We start from the raw sequence: 19,893 nt of genomic DNA on the forward strand, positions 1-19,893 counted from the left end.
AGGAGGTATAGGATGAATCAGAAGATTGTGCGGCTCATCATTGCGCTCAGCCTGTTATGCGGCTTGGTAACAGGCGCCGGCCCGATTCCGTTACATGATGTCGTTTCAAAAGCATCAGCGGCTGAAGAAGCTGCAGCCAAAAGCACCGCTAGAAACGAATTGGAGAAAATTGAGAAAGCATATGACCTGATTTCAAATGAATATGTGGAGCAGGTCGACAGGGAAAAACTGTTGGAAGGAGCCATACAGGGCATGCTTTCAACATTGAATGACCCATACTCGGTCTATATGGATAAACAGACGGCAAAGCGGTTTTCAGATTCCCTTGATTCCTCTTTTGAAGGAATCGGTGCAGAAATCGGAATGGAAGACAGAAAAATCATTATCGTTTCTCCTTTTAAACAGTCTCCGGCAGAGAAAGCCGGATTAAAGCCGAACGATGAAATCATCAGCATCGACGGCGATTCCATGAGCGGAATGGATTTGAATGACGCCGTATTAAAGATCAGAGGCAAAAAGGGATCGACGGTTACACTGAAAGTTCACCGACCCGGAATGAAAGACCAGCTGACATTTACGATTAAGCGCGATGAAATCCCGCTGGAAACGGTGTTTGCTTCCATAAAGAAAGTACAGGATAAACCTGTCGGCTATATCGCAATATCTTCCTTTTCCGAACATACGGCAAAAGATTTTACTGCTGAACTGAAAAAGCTTGAGAAAAAGGGAATAAAAGGGCTCGTTTTGGATGTAAGAGGAAATCCGGGCGGGTACTTGCAAAGCGTGGAAGACATTTTAAAACATTTTGTGACAAAAGATCATCCGTATATACAAATCGCCGAAAGAAACGGAAATAAAAAACAATACTTCTCAAAATTAAAAGAGAAAAAACCATACCCTGTGAGCGTGATCACGGACAAGGGCAGCGCTTCGGCTTCGGAAATTCTTGCAGGCGCATTAAAAGAAGCCGAGGGCTACGACGTGGTTGGCGATCCTTCCTTTGGAAAGGGAACCGTCCAGCAGGCGGTGCCGATGGGAGACGGTAGCAATATTAAGCTGACGCTGTACAAATGGCTGACACCTAAAGGAAATTGGATCCATAAGCAGGGCATTCAGCCGACCGTTCCAGTCACGCAGCCTGCATATTTCTCGGCGGGGCCTTTACAGCTGAAAGAACCCCTCAAGCCGGATATGAACAACAATGAAATTAAGCGGGCGCAGTTCCTGCTGAAAGGACTCGGGTTTGTCCCCGGCCGGGAAGACGGCTATTACAATGAAAGCACAAAAAAAGCCGTCATGGCGTTTCAGGCAGCAAACAAGCTGAAGCAAACAGGGATCATTGACCAAAAAACGGCAAATACAATGAACCTGCGGATTGAGGAGAAAAAGATGGATGAAAAGAACGATCTTCAGCTGCAAGCCGCATTAAAAGTGCTGTTTAACAAAAAGTGAGGGCACAGGATGTCCTCACTTTTTTTATTCTCAGAAAGTAAATTCTCAATCTTTTTACCTAAAATTTTTGCTTTTTCATAAAAAAAACATTCATAATGAATAGAATTGACCCGATAACATAAGTATATGGGAGACTTTATAAGGATGTAAAGATGCAGTAAAAATGTAACTTTTGCAAGTTGTATAACATAGGAAAACTTTTTAATATAGAACCAAAGCTTTTTCAAGAATTATAATGTGTGCATTTTTTTTGCGGAGAATGTTAGCGCTGTTTGCGTTCTTCGTCTCTGTTGGTGGAGTCGTCTGACGCTAGCGCTTTTCTTATATATAAATAATAAATGGGGGTACACGATTGAAAAGGGCAAGTATTGTGAGAGAGAAAAAATACTATGAATTAGTGGAGCAGTTAAAAGTTCGATCACAAGACGTTACGTTTTCCGCTACAAAGGCAGTAGGATTGCTTATGCTGTTCAGCAGATACCTCGTGAACTACACTTCGGTCGAAAGTGTGGAAGATATTAATGAGGATTGCGCGGAACTTTATTTCAACTACTTGATGGACAACCACAAGCGGCTCGGCATCAATCTGACCGACATCAAGCGGTCAATGCAGCTGATAGGAGATATTCTTGATGTCGAGGTCAATCATTACCTGAAAGATTTTTCTTTGTCGAATGTGACGCTTTGGATGAGCCAGGAGAAATAAACCTCACGTTTACCATACCCAAGCATTTTATTATTTGTTAGAATAATAATAAAATGCACCAGCTTGCCTAAAGGTGCCAGCATTTGTCGTCACGAATGCGCATGAAAAGCACCGGCGTTTAAGCATCATGACGAAAGTTTCTGCGGCTGACGGCTCAGGCATCCCGCCTGAACGGCCGCCCGTCATTTCCTCGTGCCGACGCTTTAGACAAGCTGGGTTTCCTTAAAATATCCAACGTTAAAAAGCTGCCGTGTTGAAGGCGGCCTGAAATGCTTGGCTGAGGCGGTGAACGTTCCCTTGTCAGTTGAAGAAAGCTTAATTGAACTTTTAAAAGGAGCAGGATTGTTCTTTTTGCACCCGCTCTTCTATTTTATGATGATTATGAGTCTTGCTTACGGCTATGCCCGGATCAAACGTGAAAGAAAGACGTTCCATACGCGTATTGAAGATATTTATGACGAGTTCAAATTTACATATTCCAAGGGACTTCTGGCAGGACTTGTACTGTCCATTGTTTCGTTCGGCTTGGGGCTGTATCTCCCGATGGGCATGCTGGTTTTAATAGCGGCGGTCAGCGTTGCCGCAGCTTTAACTTTCAGACAGAGTCTGCTGTCAGCGGCATATACGCTTGGCGTGAGCATCGTCGTTGGTTTATGTATTGAATACACCGGTTTCGGAGCGCTTGACGCGTTTCTGCCGCAGCTGTCCCTCGCGAATTGGTCGGCTGCTGCCGTCTTGCTCGGACTTCTGTTGGTGGCGGAAGGAGTGCTTGTCTATAAAACGGCACATATCAAAACGTCCCCTGCGATTGTCATGAGCACAAGGGGTCTCCCGATCGGACAGCAGATTGCGGGCAGAACCTGGCTTCTGCCGTTGTTTATTCTTATTCCGGGACATGCGATCGAATCATCTGTTCCGTGGTGGCCTGTTTTGTCATTTAACGGCGGCTTTGAGCTCTTGTGGATTCCGTATTTCATCGGCTTCGGCCAAAGGGTTCAAGGATCGCTTCCGATTGAAAGCATTAAAATTACAGCGAAGCGCATCAGCGTGCTTGGCATCATCATTCTGCTGATCGCGGCCGGAAGCATATGGTGGACTCCGCTTGCCGCCCTTGCCGCCGGAGCAGCGATCGCAGGAAGGGCCTTTTTATCCTGGAAGCAGCGGATGAACGACAATTCCGCCCCTTTCCATTTTTCAAAGAGAGACCAGGGGCTCGTGGTGCTCGGGATTATTCCGAACACTCCGGCAGCCGATCTCGGTCTCAAGATCGGCGAAATCATCACGAAGGTCAACGGGACTGCAGTGAAAAACGCGGCGGATTTCTACGAAGCGCTTCAGAAGAACCGTGCTTTCTTCAAACTTGAAGTCGTCGGTTTAAACAATGAAATTCGTTTTGAACAAAGAGCTTCATATGAAGGAGAGCATCATGAGCTTGGCATCATCTTTGTAAAAGAAGAGGATGCGGCGATGAAGCATGCCGAGGCAGCCGCCTCACAAGAAACAGAATAATTGATGTTAATAAAGCGCCGCTTTTTCGGGCGCTTTTGCTTTTCCTTTTGGGGAAACTTTTCGGTTGTCTTTTACAAAACGTTCCGCTAGGATGATGGATAGAACTGATTGAAGGAGAATGATTGATGAAAAAGGCTTTTCTCGCCGGTGCTTTTGTTTGTTTGATAGCTGTATTGATTTCGGCTGCGGCCGGGGATTGGACGTTGATTTTTAAAGTTTCGGGAGCCGCCGGACTAGGCGCGATTCTGCTGTCTGCTTTATGCTCCGGTGTATTTGTCAGCGGTGATCGGTTCAGGGGAAATCACGATTCGGAAACGAAGGAGCACAGGGAGTGGAACGGCAAACTGGCAAACGCACTCGCCGTTTTCGCCATGCCGAACCTCCTGGCCGCCGGAATCTCGTTCTTTTTCGCCTTTTAACGTCTGATTCCGAATAACGCGGCATGATAATGGACAAAATGAATGAGTGTCCATGTTTGTCCGTTTCTTTGTTCTTTAATATAATCGAATAAGATCAAGAAACGTGAGGAGGGTTTTTGTGTTTACAAAAGCCGTTTTTGCACTGATATTTCCTTTCTTGCTTGTCTTGTTTTTTACAAGGGTGACCTATAACCATTACGTCGGGATTGCGCTGACCGCAGCGCTGTTATTCGCTTCATATTTAAAAGGTTATACGGAAACCTTTTTTATTGTAGGACTTGATATCGTCTCGCTCGTGGCCGGTTCGCTCTATGCGGCGAAAAAGGCGGGCGAAAAGAAGGAAGACTCATAGAAACCGTAAGAATGATTACCGTGAAGCCCTGCTTTTGATGACAAAAAGGAGGGGTTTTTTGATAGATCAGGAAGGGCCGGCTTTTGTGGGAAAACACAGAAACCGAACTTTAGTTCGTATTTTTGCTTCGGGTGTGTTAAAATAATAAACAGGAAGATTTCGTAAAGAAACGGAGGCTTTTTTGTGAAAGACCGCTTTGAATTAGTCTCGAATTATCAGCCCCAGGGGGATCAGCCGAAAGCGATTGATCAGCTTGTCAAAGGGATCAATGAAGGCAGAAAGCATCAGACGCTTTTGGGGGCGACCGGTACAGGAAAGACGTTTACGATGTCAAACGTGATTAAAGAAGTCAACAAACCGACTCTCGTCATCGCCCACAACAAAACGCTCGCCGGACAGCTTTACAGCGAGTTTAAAGAATTTTTCCCCAACAACGCAGTCGAATATTTTGTCAGCTATTATGACTATTACCAGCCTGAGGCCTACGTGCCCCAGACTGATACATTTATCGAAAAAGATGCCAGCATTAACGATGAGATTGATAAATTAAGGCACTCTGCCACGTCTGCTCTTTTTGAACGCAAAGATGTCATCATTGTGGCGAGTGTCTCTTGTATTTACGGCTTGGGTTCTCCTGAGGAATACAGGGAAATGGTGCTCTCGCTCAGAACGGAAATGGAAATCGAGCGGAATGAGCTGCTCAGAAAGCTCGTTGACATCCAATATGCGCGGAATGACATCGATTTTCAGCGCGGAACATTCAGGGTGCGCGGCGATGTCGTCGAGATCTTTCCGGCTTCAAGGGATGAGCACTGCGTCCGAGTTGAATTTTTCGGGGACGAAATCGAACGGATCAGGGAAGTGGATGCCCTGACTGGCGAAATTTTAGGGGAGAGGGAACACGTCGCGATCTTCCCGGCTTCCCACTTCGTCACCCGGGAAGAAAAGATGAAGAAAGCGATCATAAACATTGAAGAGGAGCTGGAAGAGCGCCTCAAAGCGCTTCGTGAAGAAGGCAAGCTCCTTGAAGCGCAGCGTCTGGAACAGCGGACGAGATACGATTTGGAAATGATGCGCGAAATGGGCTTTTGCTCGGGCATCGAAAACTATTCAAGACATTTGACGCTTCGTCCGGCAGGTTCGACTCCATATACGCTGCTCGATTACTTTCCGGATGATTTCCTGATGGTCATAGATGAGTCGCATGTCACCATACCGCAGATCAGAGGAATGTACAACGGAGACCAGGCGAGAAAACAGGTTCTCGTCGATCACGGATTCAGGCTGCCTTCCGCTTTGGATAACCGTCCGCTCAGGTTTGAAGAGTTTGAAAAGCACATTCACAACATCGTGTATGTGTCGGCTACGCCGGGGCCTTATGAACTTGAGCATACGCCTGAAATGGTAGAGCAGATCATCCGGCCGACAGGGCTGCTCGATCCGATTATTGAGGTAAGGCCGATTGAAGGGCAGATCGATGATCTGATCGGTGAAATCCAGCAGAGAATCGAGCGGAATGAACGCGTCCTCGTCACGACGCTGACGAAAAAAATGTCCGAGGATTTGACGGATTATCTGAAGGAAATCGGTATCAAGGTCACGTACCTGCATTCAGAGATTAAAACGCTGGAGCGGATCGAGATCATACGCGACCTTCGCCTCGGCAAGCATGACGTTCTCGTCGGCATCAACCTGCTGAGGGAAGGACTCGATATTCCTGAGGTTTCACTCGTCGCCATTCTTGACGCAGACAAAGAAGGCTTTTTGCGGTCCGAACGCTCGCTCATCCAAACGATCGGCCGCGCCGCCAGAAATGCCGAAGGCCGCGTAATCATGTATGCCGACAAAATCACCAACTCGATGGAAATCGCAATCAATGAAACGAAGCGCCGCCGCGAACAGCAGGAGGCTTATAATGAGAAACACGGCATTACGCCGAAAACGATCAACAAAAAGATCAGGGACGTCATCCGGGCAACTCATGCTGCTGAAGACCAGGAAGAATATCAAGTGAAAGAGGAGCCGAAGCTTTCGAAGATGACGAAGAAAGAGCGGGAAAAAGTGATCGCTCAAATGGAAAGCGACATGAAGGAAGCGGCAAAAGCGCTTGACTTTGAACGCGCCGCCGAGCTTCGCGACTTGCTCCTAGAGTTAAAATCGGAAGGATGAATAGAAAATGGCAACGAAACGAATTGAGGTGAAAGGTGCAAGGGCCCATAACCTGAAAAATATCGATGTCTCTATTCCGAGGGATCAGCTTGTCGTTTTGACAGGTCTTTCGGGATCAGGGAAATCATCCCTTGCGTTCGATACGATATATGCAGAGGGGCAGCGGCGCTATGTCGAGTCTCTCTCCGCATATGCCCGCCAGTTTTTAGGACAGATGGACAAACCCGACGTCGATGCGATTGAAGGCCTGTCGCCGGCGATCAGCATCGATCAGAAAACAACGAGCCGGAACCCCCGGTCGACAGTCGGAACGGTGACGGAAATCTACGATTATCTCCGGCTGCTGTTTGCCAGAATCGGAAAGCCGGTTTGCCCTGTTCACGGCATTGAAATTACCTCGCAAACGATCGAACAGATGACGGACAGAATTTTGGATTATCCCGAGCGGACGAAGATCCAGGTGCTTGCGCCGATCGTCTCGGGAAGAAAAGGATCGCACGTGAAAGTGCTCGAACAAATCAGAAAACAAGGCTATGTGAGAGTCCGGATCGACGGCGAAATGAACGACCTCTCAGAGGACATCGAGCTCGAAAAGAATAAAAAGCATTCGATCGAAGTCGTCGTCGACCGCATCGTCATAAAAGAAGGCGTAACCGCCCGTCTCACAGACTCGCTCGAAACGGCGCTCCGCCTCGGCGAAGGCCGTGTGATCATCGACGTGATCGGGCAGGAAGAGCTGCTGTTCAGCGAGCACCATGCCTGTCCGCACTGCGGTTTTTCAATTGGGGAACTGGAGCCGAGGATGTTTTCTTTCAACAGCCCGTTCGGCGCATGTCCGAGCTGCGACGGCCTCGGGTCCAAGCTGGAAGTCGATGTAGAGCTCGTCATTCCAAACGATGAGCTGTCTCTAAAGGAGAATGCGATTGCACCTTGGGAACCGCAGAGCTCCCAATATTATCCGAAGCTGCTTGAAGCGGTATGCAGCCACTATGGAATCGATATGGATATTCCGGTCAGAGACCTGCCGAAGCACCACCTTGAGAAAATCCTCTACGGCAGCGGAGGCGAGCAGATTTATTTCAGATATGAAAACGACTTCGGACAAGTCCGGGAAAACTACATTGAGTTCGAAGGCGTCATCCGCAATATCGAAAGGCGCTATAAAGAAACCAGCTCGGATTACGTTCGTGAACTGATGGAAAAATATATGGCTAATCAGCCGTGCCCTTCATGCAAAGGCTACCGTCTGAAAAAGGAATCCCTCGCCGTGCTGATTAACGGCCTTCACATCGGTAAGATAACCGAAATGTCGGTAGCTAACGCCCTTCAATTTTTCCGTGAACTTGATCTTTCGGAAAAAGACATGAAGATCGCCAACCTCATTTTGCGGGAGATTGAAGAAAGGCTCGGATTCTTGAACAATGTCGGGCTTGACTATTTGACGCTCAGCCGCGCAGCCGGCACTCTGTCGGGGGGAGAAGCGCAGCGGATCAGGCTTGCAACGCAAATCGGCTCAAGGCTGACCGGTGTCCTTTACATCCTTGATGAGCCGTCAATCGGTCTTCATCAACGCGATAACGACCGCCTGATTGAGACGCTCAAAAACATGAGGGATATCGGAAACACATTGATCGTCGTCGAGCATGACGAGGATACAATGCTTGCCGCCGATTATTTAATCGATATCGGGCCCGGCGCGGGTGTACACGGGGGAGAAGTGATCTCCGCCGGAACGCCGGAAGAAGTGATGAACGATGATCAATCTCTGACAGGGCAATATCTTTCAGGGAAAAAATTCATTCCTCTTCCTGCCGAGAGAAGAAAGCCTGACAACCGCTTTATCGAGGTAAAAGGGGCAAAGGAAAACAACTTGAAAAATGTTTCCGTGAAATTTCCGCTCGGCGTGTTCACAGCTGTTACCGGGGTATCGGGATCAGGGAAAAGCACGCTCGTTAATGAAATTCTCCACAAAACGCTGGCTCAGAAGCTGCATCGGGCTAAGACGAAACCGGGAGAATACAAAGAAATAAAAGGAATCGAGCACCTCGATAAAGTGATCGATATTGACCAGTCTCCGATCGGCCGGACGCCGAGGTCAAATCCGGCCACATATACCGGCGTGTTCGATGACATCCGCGACGTGTTTGCCCAGACGAATGAAGCGAAAGTCAGAGGATACAAGAAAGGGCGCTTCAGCTTTAACGTCAAAGGCGGACGCTGTGAGGCCTGCAAAGGCGACGGAATCATTAAAATCGAGATGCACTTCCTGCCCGATGTATACGTTCCTTGTGAGGTTTGCCACGGAAAGAGATACAACCGTGAAACGCTTCAGGTTACGTACAAAGGCAAAAATATCTCTGACGTGCTTGAGATGACGGTCGAGAATGCCGTTCAATTTTTTGAGAACATCCCGAAAATCAAGCGCAAGCTGCAGACCCTCTATGATGTCGGTCTTGGCTATATTACGCTCGGACAGCCGGCTACAACGCTTTCCGGGGGAGAAGCGCAGCGGGTCAAATTGGCATCTGAACTTCACCGCCGTTCAACGGGAAGATCCCTTTATATTTTGGACGAGCCGACGACAGGACTGCACGTCGATGATATCGCAAGGCTTTTGGCCGTTCTGCAGCGCCTGGTCGACAATGGAGATACCGTGCTTGTAATCGAACACAATCTAGATATTATAAAAGCGGCTGATTATTTGATCGACTTGGGTCCTGAAGGCGGAGACGGCGGGGGAATGATCGTGGCTGCCGGACCTCCCGAAGAAGTCGTGAAAGTCGAAGGGTCATATACCGGCCGTTATTTAAAACCGATCATTGAACGCGACAAAAACAGAATGAAGAAGCGGCTTAAAGAAAAAGAAGCTGTCAGACCGTAAAGAAAAAGCTGCCGATGTCACGTCGGCAGCTTTTTCAATGGCCGAATGATCCGCGGCAAGCTTTGTTCAAAAAGATTTTCATTGCTCTTTTATTCAATAGCTGTTATAACGTAAAAAAACAAACAATAAAGGGGGATGGGGTGATGAAGATCGATCGCATGGATCATTTGGTACTGACTGTAAAAGACATTGATGCGACATGTGATTTTTACAGCCGTGTGCCGGGGTTGAATGCGGTCACTTTTCGAGAAGGAAGAAAAGCGCGACATTCGGCAGGCAAAAAATAAACCTCCACGAAGCCGGAAAATAGTTTGAGCCGAAGGCACAGCACCCGATGCCCGGCTCCGCAGACCTGTGTTTCATACAAATGCCGGCATTGATGATGTGATTCGTCATCTGGAGGGGCTGTCCATTAAAATTGAAGAAGGCCCCGCAGAGCGAATGGGCGCTGAAGGGCCGGTCGTTTCGGTTTATATCAGAGATCCCGACGGAAATCTGGTTGAAATATCATGAAAACGGTTAACGTTCAGTCCGGCTGATGTGTTTGGTCGCTTCACTCATACTGTTTAAAATATGGGTGCTGCTGCTGTTCAGCAGAACCTTTAAATAGCGGATTTCGCTGGAAAGCGGAGGAGCGGAATTGAACGATTCCAATCGGTTCACGATCTCCTGATTCATCCTTTTTTGTTCCTGAATCAGACTAAGAAGCTGGGAGGCGGATGAGGCGTATACTTCCGATTTCTGTTTCATAACGCTCGCTCCTTTTCATTGGCTTTGCCACATATTTTAAAGGGTTATAATAAAAGAATCTATTCATAAAATCTAAAAAAATCAATTTGCGAAGTTTGACGCACGCCGATCGAATGAAAATGTAACCTAAAGGCCATGATACACGTAAACTAAGTATAAGGTCACTGTACATTAGACTCACAAAGAACGGTTTACATCATAAGGAGTGTTATGTATGACGAGAAACAACGCGCTGATTTCTTCAATTTGTTATTTTAGTGTTTTTTTTGCCGCGCTTATTTTGCCAATCGCAGCGTATTTTATAACAGATGATCAAGAAACGAAAAAGCATGCGATGCGTTCGCTTATTTCGCATATTATTCCGTTTATAAGCGTAGTCATATTGGCAGCAGGCGCGATAAGCGGTACGCTTATCTTTGGTGACGGCGGTTATTTGGCGGTCATTTTCATGATCGGAGGTTTCGTTTTTTTCGGGATCATCAGTTTGATTATTGTGGTCTGGAACGTAGTTCAAGGGATTAAAATGCTGACTCAGGCCTAAAAGAAGGAGAACGGGGGAGCTTTTCATGAAGCATGAGAAAGAACGAATTTTAAAATTGGTCGAGGAAGGAAAGCTGTCTGCAAAAGAGGCGCTGATCCTGATCGAAAAACTTGAAGAAGACTACAAGGAAACCGAGAGCAAGGTGACAGCCCTGTCTGAGGATGTCATTGATTCGGAGGACTTCTACGGCGAAAAGAAAAAAGAACCGAAGCCTTCGATCGGTTCAAAACTGTTCGAATGGATTGATACCGCTGTAAAAAAAGTAAAAGAAGCAGACTTGGATTTGAATTTCGGGCACTCGTACGATGTCCAGCATATATTCCAGTTTAAAGACACTGATTTTTCGACTCTGGATATTCAGCTTGCCAACGGCAGCGTCAACCTTGTACCATGGAGCGATTCCGACATCAGAGTCGAATGCCAGGCAAAAGTGTACCGGGCTGAAAATCAGGATGAAGCAAGGCAGGCTTTTCTCCAGCATATCGACTGCGGTGTGGAAGGCGATAAGTTCATGATCCGTACCGAGAAAAAAACGATGAAGACCAACCTTACCGTCTATATACCGGACAAAGAGTACGGCAAAATCCGCTTTAAACTGTTTAACGGCCCGGTCAGAGGGGAACATTTAAACGTAAAAGAGCTGTCCGCCAAAACGACGAACGGCGTGCTGTCGTTCTCTGCTCTCACGGCAGGAAAAGCTTCATTGGAAACTGCAAATGGACAAATCAAACTAGCCGACCATACTTGCGGAGAGATTGAAGCGGAAACCATCAATGGATTGATCGACCTTAAAGGTTCATGCGAGGCGCTTGACCTGCAGAGCTTTAACGGCAATATCGCGGCAACAGTCAAAAATCCGCACTGCCGGACGGCATATGTGAAAACAACGACTGGAAGCGTAGAGTTGAATGTTCCCCGGGACTGCGCTGTTACAGCGGAGCTGAAAAGCAATCTCGGTTCTCTGTCTCATGATCTTTCAGATGCAGAAATTTTAAAGGAAAAAAACGAGACAATCCAGAAGGAAATGTACCTAAAAGCAAATCAAAATCATGATCATAGCATGACCGTGTTTTTGGAATCGAAGACAGGATCGATCCATTTAAACCATACACAGGAGTGATACAATGAAAAGGCTATTTCGATCCGAAACAGACAGAAAGATTGCCGGGGTCGTCGGAGGTCTTGCTGAATATTTAAATATGGATGCGTCATTGCTGAGAATCATTACGGTTCTATTATTTATATTTTCGACCGGAGTTCCCGTCCTGCTGATTTATATTGTCTGGGTATTCCTTGTGCCGAATGAAGGAGACGTCAACAGATGATGAGATGGATTATAAACGTTCTTGTCAATGCCTTATTATTAATTGTCATTGCCGGTTACTTTGATGCGGTTCACGTCAGAAGCATCGGAGCAGCCATTACGGCAAGCTTGATTTTATCGATCTTAAATATGTTTGTGAAGCCGGTGCTGGTGATTTTGACGCTGCCTGTCACGGTGATTACGTTAGGTTTATTTTTATTTATCATCAATGCGATTACTCTTTATATGACCGCATCCATTATGGGGGACAGTTTTGACCTGGACGGCTTTGGGACAGCCATTTTTGCGTCGATCGTCCTATCGGTTTTCCACTTGCTCATTCAAAAAGCAATTATCGAACCGATGTCCAAAAAATAAGTTGAAGTCTGATGAATCATCAGGCTTCTTTTTTTTGCACGGATGTCTCTTTCATAAAAATGATCTGTAAAGGCAAAATACGAAAGGGAGGTAGACGATGAAAAAGTACAGAAATCGCCAAACCCTTTTGTTTCTGGCCGCAGTTTTGCTTTTTGCCTTACAGATGCCGATTTCGTCCGCGGCGGGAAAAGAGCGCATTCAGCCTCGTTCACCGGCCATCAGGCATACTTCTGTTGAACAAGTAAAAAAAGGAGACGACTTGTATTTTTCCGCGGAGGCGGCCGCCGACACGGTCATTCTGTATTACAAGCAGCATGACGAATTGCCGTATCGGGCGATTCCGATGGAAGTGGAGCCGGGCAAACAGAACGGCTATATTGCCAAGTTGGAAAGCGAATCCATAGCATCCGACAAAGTCAAGTATTACATTGAGGCTCAAGCCGGTGGTTCCTCTGTGAAGACGGATGTGTATACTGTCGCCCTGAAAGGCGTACGTACGGATACACAAAAGTTTCCGGAGCTGTTGATCACGGAAATGGCTGTCGACACGTCAAACACCGGTGCAAAGGACGGCTATGAATTTATTGAAGTTTATAACAATACCAATAAAGCTGTTCATCTGAACAGTTACAAAATTAAATACAGACATCCTGAAAAGGGTAAGGAATCAGACACCGTCTGGCCTTTTGAACGCGATGATGTGACGATTCCTTCCGGTCAAACACACGTGTTTTGGGTAAAAAACCGCTCAAATGGGCATTTGACAGAAGATGACTTCAATCAGCATTACGGTGTTCACCTTCGTGAAGGGAAATCGCTATCTGTTCTCAAAGGGAGCGGCATGGCGAATACGGCGCCGAGGGAAGTGATCATCTGTACAAACAGCGGGGAAGAGGTCGCATCCGCCCGTTATCAAAACAAGCCGGATAAAACCGATGTCACTAAAAATAAAGCGCTTCTTTATCGATATCCGCTGGACGGAACGAAGCATATGAAAATGATATCGGCCGGGGAAGAAAAACCGTCTCCTGGTTCGCTCCTGAAGGCGCAGGTTCCTTCACAGACGGTGACGGTCATGCCTGACAGAGAAAAGCCGGCGATCCATGATATGACGGATCATCAAGCGGTAAAACCGGGTGAAACGATCCAGCTCTTAGCTGATATGAAAGACAATCGGCAAGTGAAACAGGCGCAGTTTTTCTACCGTATGAATGATGATGAGCCGTTTACTGAAGTCCGTGTTGAAAAAAGCCGCAATGACGGTTTGTACCGCCACAATATCTATTTTGCCGAGCTCATTGGCAAAGAAAAAGTGGAATACTATATGCGGGCCGGCGATGGATCAAACGTTACGGCGACTGAAAAGAAAACGATACCGCTTGAACAGCGGATTTTGAAGGGACTCAGGCTGAATGTAAACGAAGGCGGAACCGTTTCCGGAAAAATGCTGCTGAAAGCCACATCAGAAAAGCCGCCTTCTGAAATGACAATTCGGATTGACGGAATTGAACAAAAAAAAGGTGAATCAGCGCTTGAAAAAAAAGCCTACTTTGCCTTCGATGTCAATCAAACAAATCTGTATTTTAAAAATGCTGTAACGATCGGCAGGAGGGTTCAAAAAGTTTTTGACGATTCGCGCCGCCGGTATACGACCATTACGGTTCCCGTTTCTCCGGAGGAATTTAAAAAAGGAAAGCCGTTTGCGATTAAAGTTCGTTCAGGCACGAAGTCAACCCCATTTGAACAGTCTGCAGAAGAAAACAGGGATGATTTTGTCCTCAAGAACCCCCGCCTTATCTTAGCGGATGGAACCACCATCCGCGATGAGCGGTACGACGATCCGAAAGCCGAGCTTCCGGCCGGAGACGGTCCAGGGGCGCGCGAATGGTATGAATTCCGTTTTTCGATTCCGGAAGCCAAGTTTACATCGCTTGCCAGTCAATGGCATACACGCGCCTGGGATGAAGGGCCGCACATCGTTGAAGCGGAGAATGGCGAAGAAAGGCTCATCCGCAGGGTGACGATCGATAACACAGGCCCTGAGATCAAAACGTCATTAAAAGACGGCAGGACGTATAAAGGTTCGTTTGAGATCAATGCGGCCGCACACGATAAATGGAGCGGTGTGAAAAGCATAAAAGCCGTTCTTGACGGCAAAAAAATAGCGCTTCCCTATTTTATATCTTCTGCCGGCCTGGATGCGGGAAAGCACGAACTGAAAATAAAAGCGGAGGATAGCGCCGGCAACCTGTCAATCGTGAAAAAGGCATTTTATATTAAAGAGGAAAAGCCGGACAAGCCCGCCCAGGTCAAAAATGCCCCCGGCAGCACACAGGCTAAGCTGGCCGTCCGCGTCAAGGACCCGACAAAAGATAAGATGAAAGTGTCATTCCATCAAGGGTTTCAGTACACTGTAAAAGACGAAGAGCATGTTGACGTGTCAGCGAACGAAAGCGTGACGGAACCTCCGCAAAGCTTTGCGGTCAGCGGGGAAAAGGCGCTGACAAAAGAAGAGCGCAGCGGCATGTCCGCACCTGACGGAAAAGGTTTTGAAACGTCATCAACAACAAAGTTTCCGTACCATCGCTTTGATGTCAAAGTGGATGAAAATACGGGGCCGAACGACAAGGTGGAAGTGCTGTGGCGCGGGAGTTCGCTTCCCGGCAGAAAAGTCTCCATGTTCGTCTGGAATTGGTCCAGCAAGAGGTGGGAGACGCTGACATTCCATGTTGCAAAGGATGACAAACCTTTTACCCTCAAAGGAAGCATCAAAGCTGCCGATTATGTCCGACAATCCAAGGCGAGCATCATCATTCAGGATCAAATTCAGCTTTCGCAACATGACTATACATTTGTGTGGATGTCTGATACGCAATATTATTCGGAAAGCTATCCGCACATTTTTGAACGTCAGGTCAAGTGGATCGCCGAACAAAAGGACAAGCTGAACATTCAGTACGTCTTTCATACGGGGGATCTTGTGGATGAAGCGGATCAGCCGCTGCAATGGAAGCGTGCCGATCAGTTCATGAAAGTCCTCGACGACAATCAAGTTCCTTACGGCGTGCTGGCGGGCAATCACGATGTCAGCCATAAAGACCGGTCTTATTTGAAATTCGGCAAGTACTTCGGGGAAAGACGTTTTAAACAAAAACCGCATTACGGCGGGTCTTATCAGAATAACAAAGGGCATTACGACCTCATTTCCAGCGGAGGAAACGACTATATCATGGTGTCGATGGGGTGGGGAATCGGAAAAAAAGAACTGCAGTGGATAGATGATGTTCTGAAACGCCATCCCGACCGAAAAGCGATTTTGTCATTTCACGAGTTTTTGCTTGTCAGCGGAAGCAGAAGTCCAATCGGGGAGAAAATATTTGAACAGATCATCAAGCGGAATCCGAATGTGATCGCCGTGTTGAGCGGCCACTATCACAGTTCCAACTTAAAAGTCGACAGGCTTGATGATAACGGGGACGGCAAGCCGGATCGCAAGGTGTATCAAATGCTTGCCGACTATCAGGGCGGTCCTGAAGGAGGCCAAGGTTATTTAAGAATTCTTCATGTGGATCCGAAGCATGACACGATCCATGTCAAAACGTATTCGCCATATCTCGACGACTATAATTTTTATGATCCGCACCAATTCGGCCCGAAAGACGAGTTCAATATCAAAACGGATCTGAAACCGCGGAAGAAAAAGGTTAAAACCGATTATTTTGAGCTGAATGTCTTTTCGAACAAGGAAATTGGGAAAGCAAAAACGGTGAAAAGCGGAAAGACGGCCTCAGTGACATGGAAGGATTTACAGCCGAATACAACCTATTTCTGGTACGCCGCAGCTTCTGATCAATACGGCGGCAAAAGCAGGTCTCAGATGTGGAAATTGACGACAAAAGATGACGGCATGAAATCCTTTTTAATAGACCAAACAGCAGGGGCGGGCTCAGCCCGGCGGCAATTGTCGGAGAGCCTTCCGCCGGCCGGCATGATGTTAAAGCAAGCGACACTTGAGCCGTCATGTATAAAAAACCTCCCAATTGCTGTAATCGGCTTTTGGCTGGCGGCGGTATTCATTTGTGAACGTAAAAAGCATTTGTTTTCCTAAGGGGAGCAAATGCTTTTTAGTTTGTCACATCTTTTTTCAGACGGGTTGCCGTGTCGGTTTGTTTTTTTCTGTAAAGCGATAAAATGCTGACAGAAGCGATGACGGCAAGGGAAAGGACGGCGGCTGTGAAGTAGAGGTTAAAAAATCCCGTTCCCACACTTTCATGGATCGCTTCGCTTATGATGTCCTTTACTTTTGGGTCGGAAATCTGGCTGAGTGATTCGTTCAGATGCGATACGTCCGACTTACCGCCTGTAAACCCCTTGATCGGCATCCCTGCATCATTCAGCTTATGTTTGATATGTGTGCCGATATTTTCGTAGCCGGCCGTTATATATCCCGCATACAGCGCGGGCGCCAAGGTCATCCCCATCTGCCTGACGAGCGATAATGTGCCGAGCGCTGTCCCGTAATCCTGTTTTGCTGCCTCTGATACAAGCATATTTAACGGCGCGCCAAACAGAAAACCAAAACCGACCCCTGCGATAATGCTTGCCAAAACAAATTCCCACTTCTCTGTCACCCAGACGGATAAGAGTAAAAACCCGGCGAACGAAATGATTCCCGAGAGCCATGCCGCTTTTACCGGTCCTTTCCGATCGGCGAGCATTCCGCCGAGCCCTGCTCCTATTCCTGAAGCCAGCGCCAGAGGCGTCATCCAATACCCCGCTTTTTCAGGAGCGACATGCAAATATTGTTCCGCATATGCAGGAATGAAAATAACGGCTGCCAAGAGTCCGCCGGATAAAAATCCGATAAAAAGCGTCCATTGAAACACCTTGTTTTTTAATAAGCTGTAGGCAAGTATCGGGTCGCCGCCTTTCAGTTCTATGCGTTTTTCATAAAAGATGAGTCCTGCAAACAGCGCGCAGCCGATCAGAAGAAAACAGTAAACCTTTGGGTCGGACAGGACGGCAGACATGTGCTGTCCGTTTATATTCGTTATTCCGTACATCACAGCTAAAATCCCAAGAGACAACAGCACAGTTCCGGCCAGATCGAGCGGCTTCTGTGTTCCCCCTTTTGTTTCTTTCATCAATGGAACGCTGAGAATGATCAGCACTGCGGCAATCGGAAGGTTGATCAAAAACAGCCAGTGCCAGCTTCCGGTCATATCCAAAATAAAGCTGCCGATATTCGGACCGAGCACTGCCGCGATGCCGTTCATCGCACCTAAAAGCCCCAGTGCGGTTCCCTGTTTTTCTTTAGGCAGCGCAGTGAGAATATGCGAGCTTCCGATAATAAAGATTCCGCCGCCGCCAAGCGACTGAATCAGCCTTGCCAATAAAAACATCGGGAAGTTTTGGCTCAATGCAACCAGCAGCGAACCGGCGCCAAACAGCAAGACTTCGATGATAAACAGCTTTTTACGTCCATACCGGTCAGACAGCTTTCCGACGATCGGGACGCTGACTGCCAAACCGAGCGTATAAAGTGTGATGCCCCAAGCTCCCCATGAGGGGGATACTTGAAAAGAATCGTTGATTGTCGTCAGTGCGGCTGAAATGATGCCATTGTCTAAAGCAGCCATAAACACGCCGATCGTAAATAATAATACGGCCCACTTTTGGTTCACACCATATATCCTCCTTTTTTATTAATTTAAAATGAATAATTCACTTTGAGTGAACTATTTTAATCATCCTTAAAAAAACACATTTTGTCAAAAGAAATTTTTCAACAAAAAAAGCTGCGCCGTTTTCCGGGCAGCTTGTCTATTCATCGTCAGCTTTTAACGCTTTTTCAAGAATGGTAAGGCCTTCATTCACTTGGGTTTTTTCCTGTTCGTTCAGTTTCTGGAGCGCCTTTTTGAGCTTTTCGTGGCCCTTTTTGTAAAGGCTTCGAAAAATCCCCTTTGCATCTTCGGTTAGTTCAACAACAATTGTTCTCCGGTCTTGCTCGGAATGTGTTCTTTTGATGAAGTTCGCTTGTTCAAGGCGGCTGAGCAGTCCGGTCATATTTGAAAGGGAAGCGCCCATTTTTTCAGCGATTTCAGAGACTTTCAGTGTGCCGTGGTTGTTCAGAAGCATTAAAACTTTCATTTGCGGCATGCTGAGATCGAGCTTCATCCATTCGGAGACATCCCCCAGGCCGGCAGCGGTCAGTACTTTCATATAAAGAACCCATGTCTCTTTTTCTTCCGGGGTCAAAATGTCTTCGTTCAGCACGGTGGTATCATGGATATTGTATTTCAACGGTTCTTCACTTCCTTTTCGCGTTCCTCTTTACATACTACTGATTTTTCGCTTTGAAAGAAAGCCCGGGAAAAGAAGACTTCACCGAAGTGTCAAGGGGGGCCATTTTCAAAAAATGTTTTAGGTTCATTTTGAAAGTGATAGAATAAAGCTGAATGTCTAGTTCTTCATCTGAGAAGAGGAGGGTGCATCAATCGTGCCGAAAGTTCGAACAAAAGATGTGATGGATAAATTTAAGCTTGAGCTCATCAGCGGAGAAGAAGGGATCAACCGCCCGATTACGATGAGCGATTTATCAAGACCGGGCCTTGAAATGGCTGGTTATTTTACATACTATCCAAAAGAGAGGGTTCAGCTGCTTGGGAAGACCGAGATTACCTTTTTTGAAAAGCTTCCAGAGGAAGAAAAAAAGCAGCGGATGCTGTCGTTATGCACGGGAATTACACCGGCGATCATCCTTTCCCGTGATTTGCCGATTCCGCCTGAACTCATCGAGGCTTCCGAAGAAAACGGCGTGCCTGTGCTTCGATCCCCGTTAAAGACGACGCGCCTGACAAGCCGTCTGACGAATTTTCTTGAAAGCCAGCTGGCTCCGACAACTGCGATTCACGGCGTCCTCGTCGATGTTTACGGCGTCGGGGTGCTCATTATCGGAAAGAGCGGCGTTGGAAAAAGCGAAACGGCTTTGGAGCTTGTCAAAAGAGGCCATCGCCTTGTAGCGGATGACTGCGTTGAGATCAGACAGGAAGACCAGGATACATTGATCGGAAGCGCGCCTGAATTAATTGAGCATCTCCTGGAAATCAGAGGCCTTGGTATTATCAATGTCATGACGTTATTTGGCGCGGGGGCGGTCAGAAGCTTTAAACGGATTACTCTTGTCATGAGCCTGGAGCTTTGGGAGCAAGGAAAGCAGTATGACCGCTTAGGGCTTGAAGAAGATACAATGAAAATTATTGATACAGACGTTCCGAAGCTGACAATTCCGGTTCGTCCGGGAAGAAATCTTGCCGTCATCATCGAAGTGGCCGCAATGAACTTCAGACTAAAGAGAATGGGTCTGAATGCCGCTGAGCAATTTACCCATAAGCTTGCGGATGTGATTGAAGATGGTGAGCTTGAAGAATAGG

16 protein-coding genes and 1 pseudogene are annotated in these 19,893 nt (G+C 47.1%); 14 read left to right on the forward strand and 3 right to left on the reverse strand.

Annotated features, from left to right (window positions below):
- Positions 1 to 12 precede the first annotated feature (12 nt).
- The 8 genes and pseudogenes from ctpB (at position 13) to ACVC9U_RS22635 (ending at position 10,001) form a co-directional block, all read left to right on the forward strand.
- Entirely contained in the window at positions 13 to 1,452 is a 1,440-nt protein-coding gene (gene ctpB / locus ACVC9U_RS22600) for a carboxy-terminal processing protease CtpB (RefSeq protein WP_009329656.1), read from the forward strand.
- Positions 1,453 to 1,804: 352 nt separating this feature from the next.
- Positions 1,805 to 2,158, forward strand: a complete 354-nt coding sequence (gene swrA / locus ACVC9U_RS22605; RefSeq protein WP_003185659.1) for a swarming motility protein SwrAA — start codon at positions 1,805 to 1,807, stop codon at positions 2,156 to 2,158.
- A gap of 273 nt (positions 2,159 to 2,431) precedes the next feature.
- Positions 2,432 to 3,667 (forward strand): PDZ domain-containing protein, encoded by a 1,236-nt coding sequence (locus tag ACVC9U_RS22610; RefSeq protein WP_441391587.1) that lies wholly within the window; start codon positions 2,432 to 2,434, stop codon positions 3,665 to 3,667.
- 125 nt (positions 3,668 to 3,792) lie between these two features.
- The gene (locus ACVC9U_RS22615; protein ID WP_145651236.1) at positions 3,793 to 4,086 is read left to right on the forward strand and encodes a DUF5316 domain-containing protein; all 294 of its coding nucleotides are present in this window, start codon (positions 3,793 to 3,795) and stop codon (positions 4,084 to 4,086) included.
- A 118-nt stretch (positions 4,087 to 4,204) separates the two neighbouring features.
- Positions 4,205 to 4,438, forward strand: a complete 234-nt coding sequence (locus ACVC9U_RS22620) for a CsbA family protein (protein WP_020453089.1) — start codon at positions 4,205 to 4,207, stop codon at positions 4,436 to 4,438.
- A gap of 183 nt (positions 4,439 to 4,621) precedes the next feature.
- A complete protein-coding gene (gene uvrB, locus ACVC9U_RS22625) occupies positions 4,622 to 6,607 on the forward strand; it encodes an excinuclease ABC subunit UvrB (RefSeq protein ID WP_003185651.1) in 1,986 nt (661 codons plus the stop codon).
- 7 nt (positions 6,608 to 6,614) lie between these two features.
- Positions 6,615 to 9,488: an excinuclease ABC subunit UvrA gene (uvrA, locus tag ACVC9U_RS22630; protein WP_441391590.1), complete on the forward strand. Its 2,874-nt coding sequence runs from the start codon at positions 6,615 to 6,617 to the stop codon at positions 9,486 to 9,488.
- Positions 9,489 to 9,631: 143 nt separating this feature from the next.
- Positions 9,632 to 10,001: pseudogene (locus ACVC9U_RS22635) on the forward strand (VOC family protein).
- Positions 10,002 to 10,007: 6 nt separating this feature from the next.
- On the opposite strand, the gene ACVC9U_RS22640 reads toward ACVC9U_RS22635, so the two are convergent.
- On the reverse strand, positions 10,008 to 10,238 hold the full coding sequence (locus ACVC9U_RS22640) for a hypothetical protein (protein ID WP_048349940.1): 231 nt from the start codon (positions 10,236 to 10,238) through the stop codon (positions 10,008 to 10,010).
- A gap of 214 nt (positions 10,239 to 10,452) precedes the next feature.
- Between ACVC9U_RS22640 and ACVC9U_RS22645 the strand changes: the two genes are divergently transcribed.
- The 5 genes from ACVC9U_RS22645 (at position 10,453) to ACVC9U_RS22665 (ending at position 16,568) form a co-directional block, all read left to right on the forward strand.
- On the forward strand, positions 10,453 to 10,779 hold the full coding sequence (locus tag ACVC9U_RS22645) for a membrane protein (RefSeq protein WP_048349941.1): 327 nt from the start codon (positions 10,453 to 10,455) through the stop codon (positions 10,777 to 10,779).
- A 25-nt stretch (positions 10,780 to 10,804) separates the two neighbouring features.
- Positions 10,805 to 11,899, forward strand: a complete 1,095-nt coding sequence (locus tag ACVC9U_RS22650; RefSeq protein WP_048349942.1) for a DUF4097 family beta strand repeat-containing protein — start codon at positions 10,805 to 10,807, stop codon at positions 11,897 to 11,899.
- A 4-nt stretch (positions 11,900 to 11,903) separates the two neighbouring features.
- Positions 11,904 to 12,104 (forward strand): PspC domain-containing protein, encoded by a 201-nt coding sequence (locus ACVC9U_RS22655; protein ID WP_003185633.1) that lies wholly within the window; start codon positions 11,904 to 11,906, stop codon positions 12,102 to 12,104.
- Entirely contained in the window at positions 12,101 to 12,460 is a 360-nt protein-coding gene (locus ACVC9U_RS22660; protein WP_048349943.1) for a phage holin family protein, read from the forward strand. The genes ACVC9U_RS22655 and ACVC9U_RS22660 overlap by 4 nt, the downstream gene beginning before the upstream one ends.
- A gap of 97 nt (positions 12,461 to 12,557) precedes the next feature.
- On the forward strand, positions 12,558 to 16,568 hold the full coding sequence (locus ACVC9U_RS22665) for a lamin tail domain-containing metallophosphoesterase family protein (RefSeq protein WP_048349944.1): 4,011 nt from the start codon (positions 12,558 to 12,560) through the stop codon (positions 16,566 to 16,568).
- 16 nt (positions 16,569 to 16,584) lie between these two features.
- Here ACVC9U_RS22665 and ACVC9U_RS22670 read toward each other — a convergent pair whose 3' ends face one another.
- Positions 16,585 to 18,144 carry an MFS transporter gene (locus tag ACVC9U_RS22670; protein ID WP_048349945.1) on the reverse strand — a complete coding sequence of 520 codons (1,560 nt, stop codon included), beginning with the start codon at positions 18,142 to 18,144 and terminating at the stop codon, positions 16,585 to 16,587.
- Between the two features lie 139 nt (positions 18,145 to 18,283).
- Entirely contained in the window at positions 18,284 to 18,763 is a 480-nt protein-coding gene (locus ACVC9U_RS22675) for a MarR family transcriptional regulator (protein WP_023856369.1), read from the reverse strand.
- 196 nt (positions 18,764 to 18,959) lie between these two features.
- Between ACVC9U_RS22675 and hprK the strand changes: the two genes are divergently transcribed.
- On the forward strand, positions 18,960 to 19,892 hold the full coding sequence (hprK, locus tag ACVC9U_RS22680; protein WP_023856368.1) for an HPr(Ser) kinase/phosphatase: 933 nt from the start codon (positions 18,960 to 18,962) through the stop codon (positions 19,890 to 19,892).
- Position 19,893: the final 1 nt, after the last annotated feature.

Source organism: Bacillus sp. GM2 (assembly GCF_056155945.1).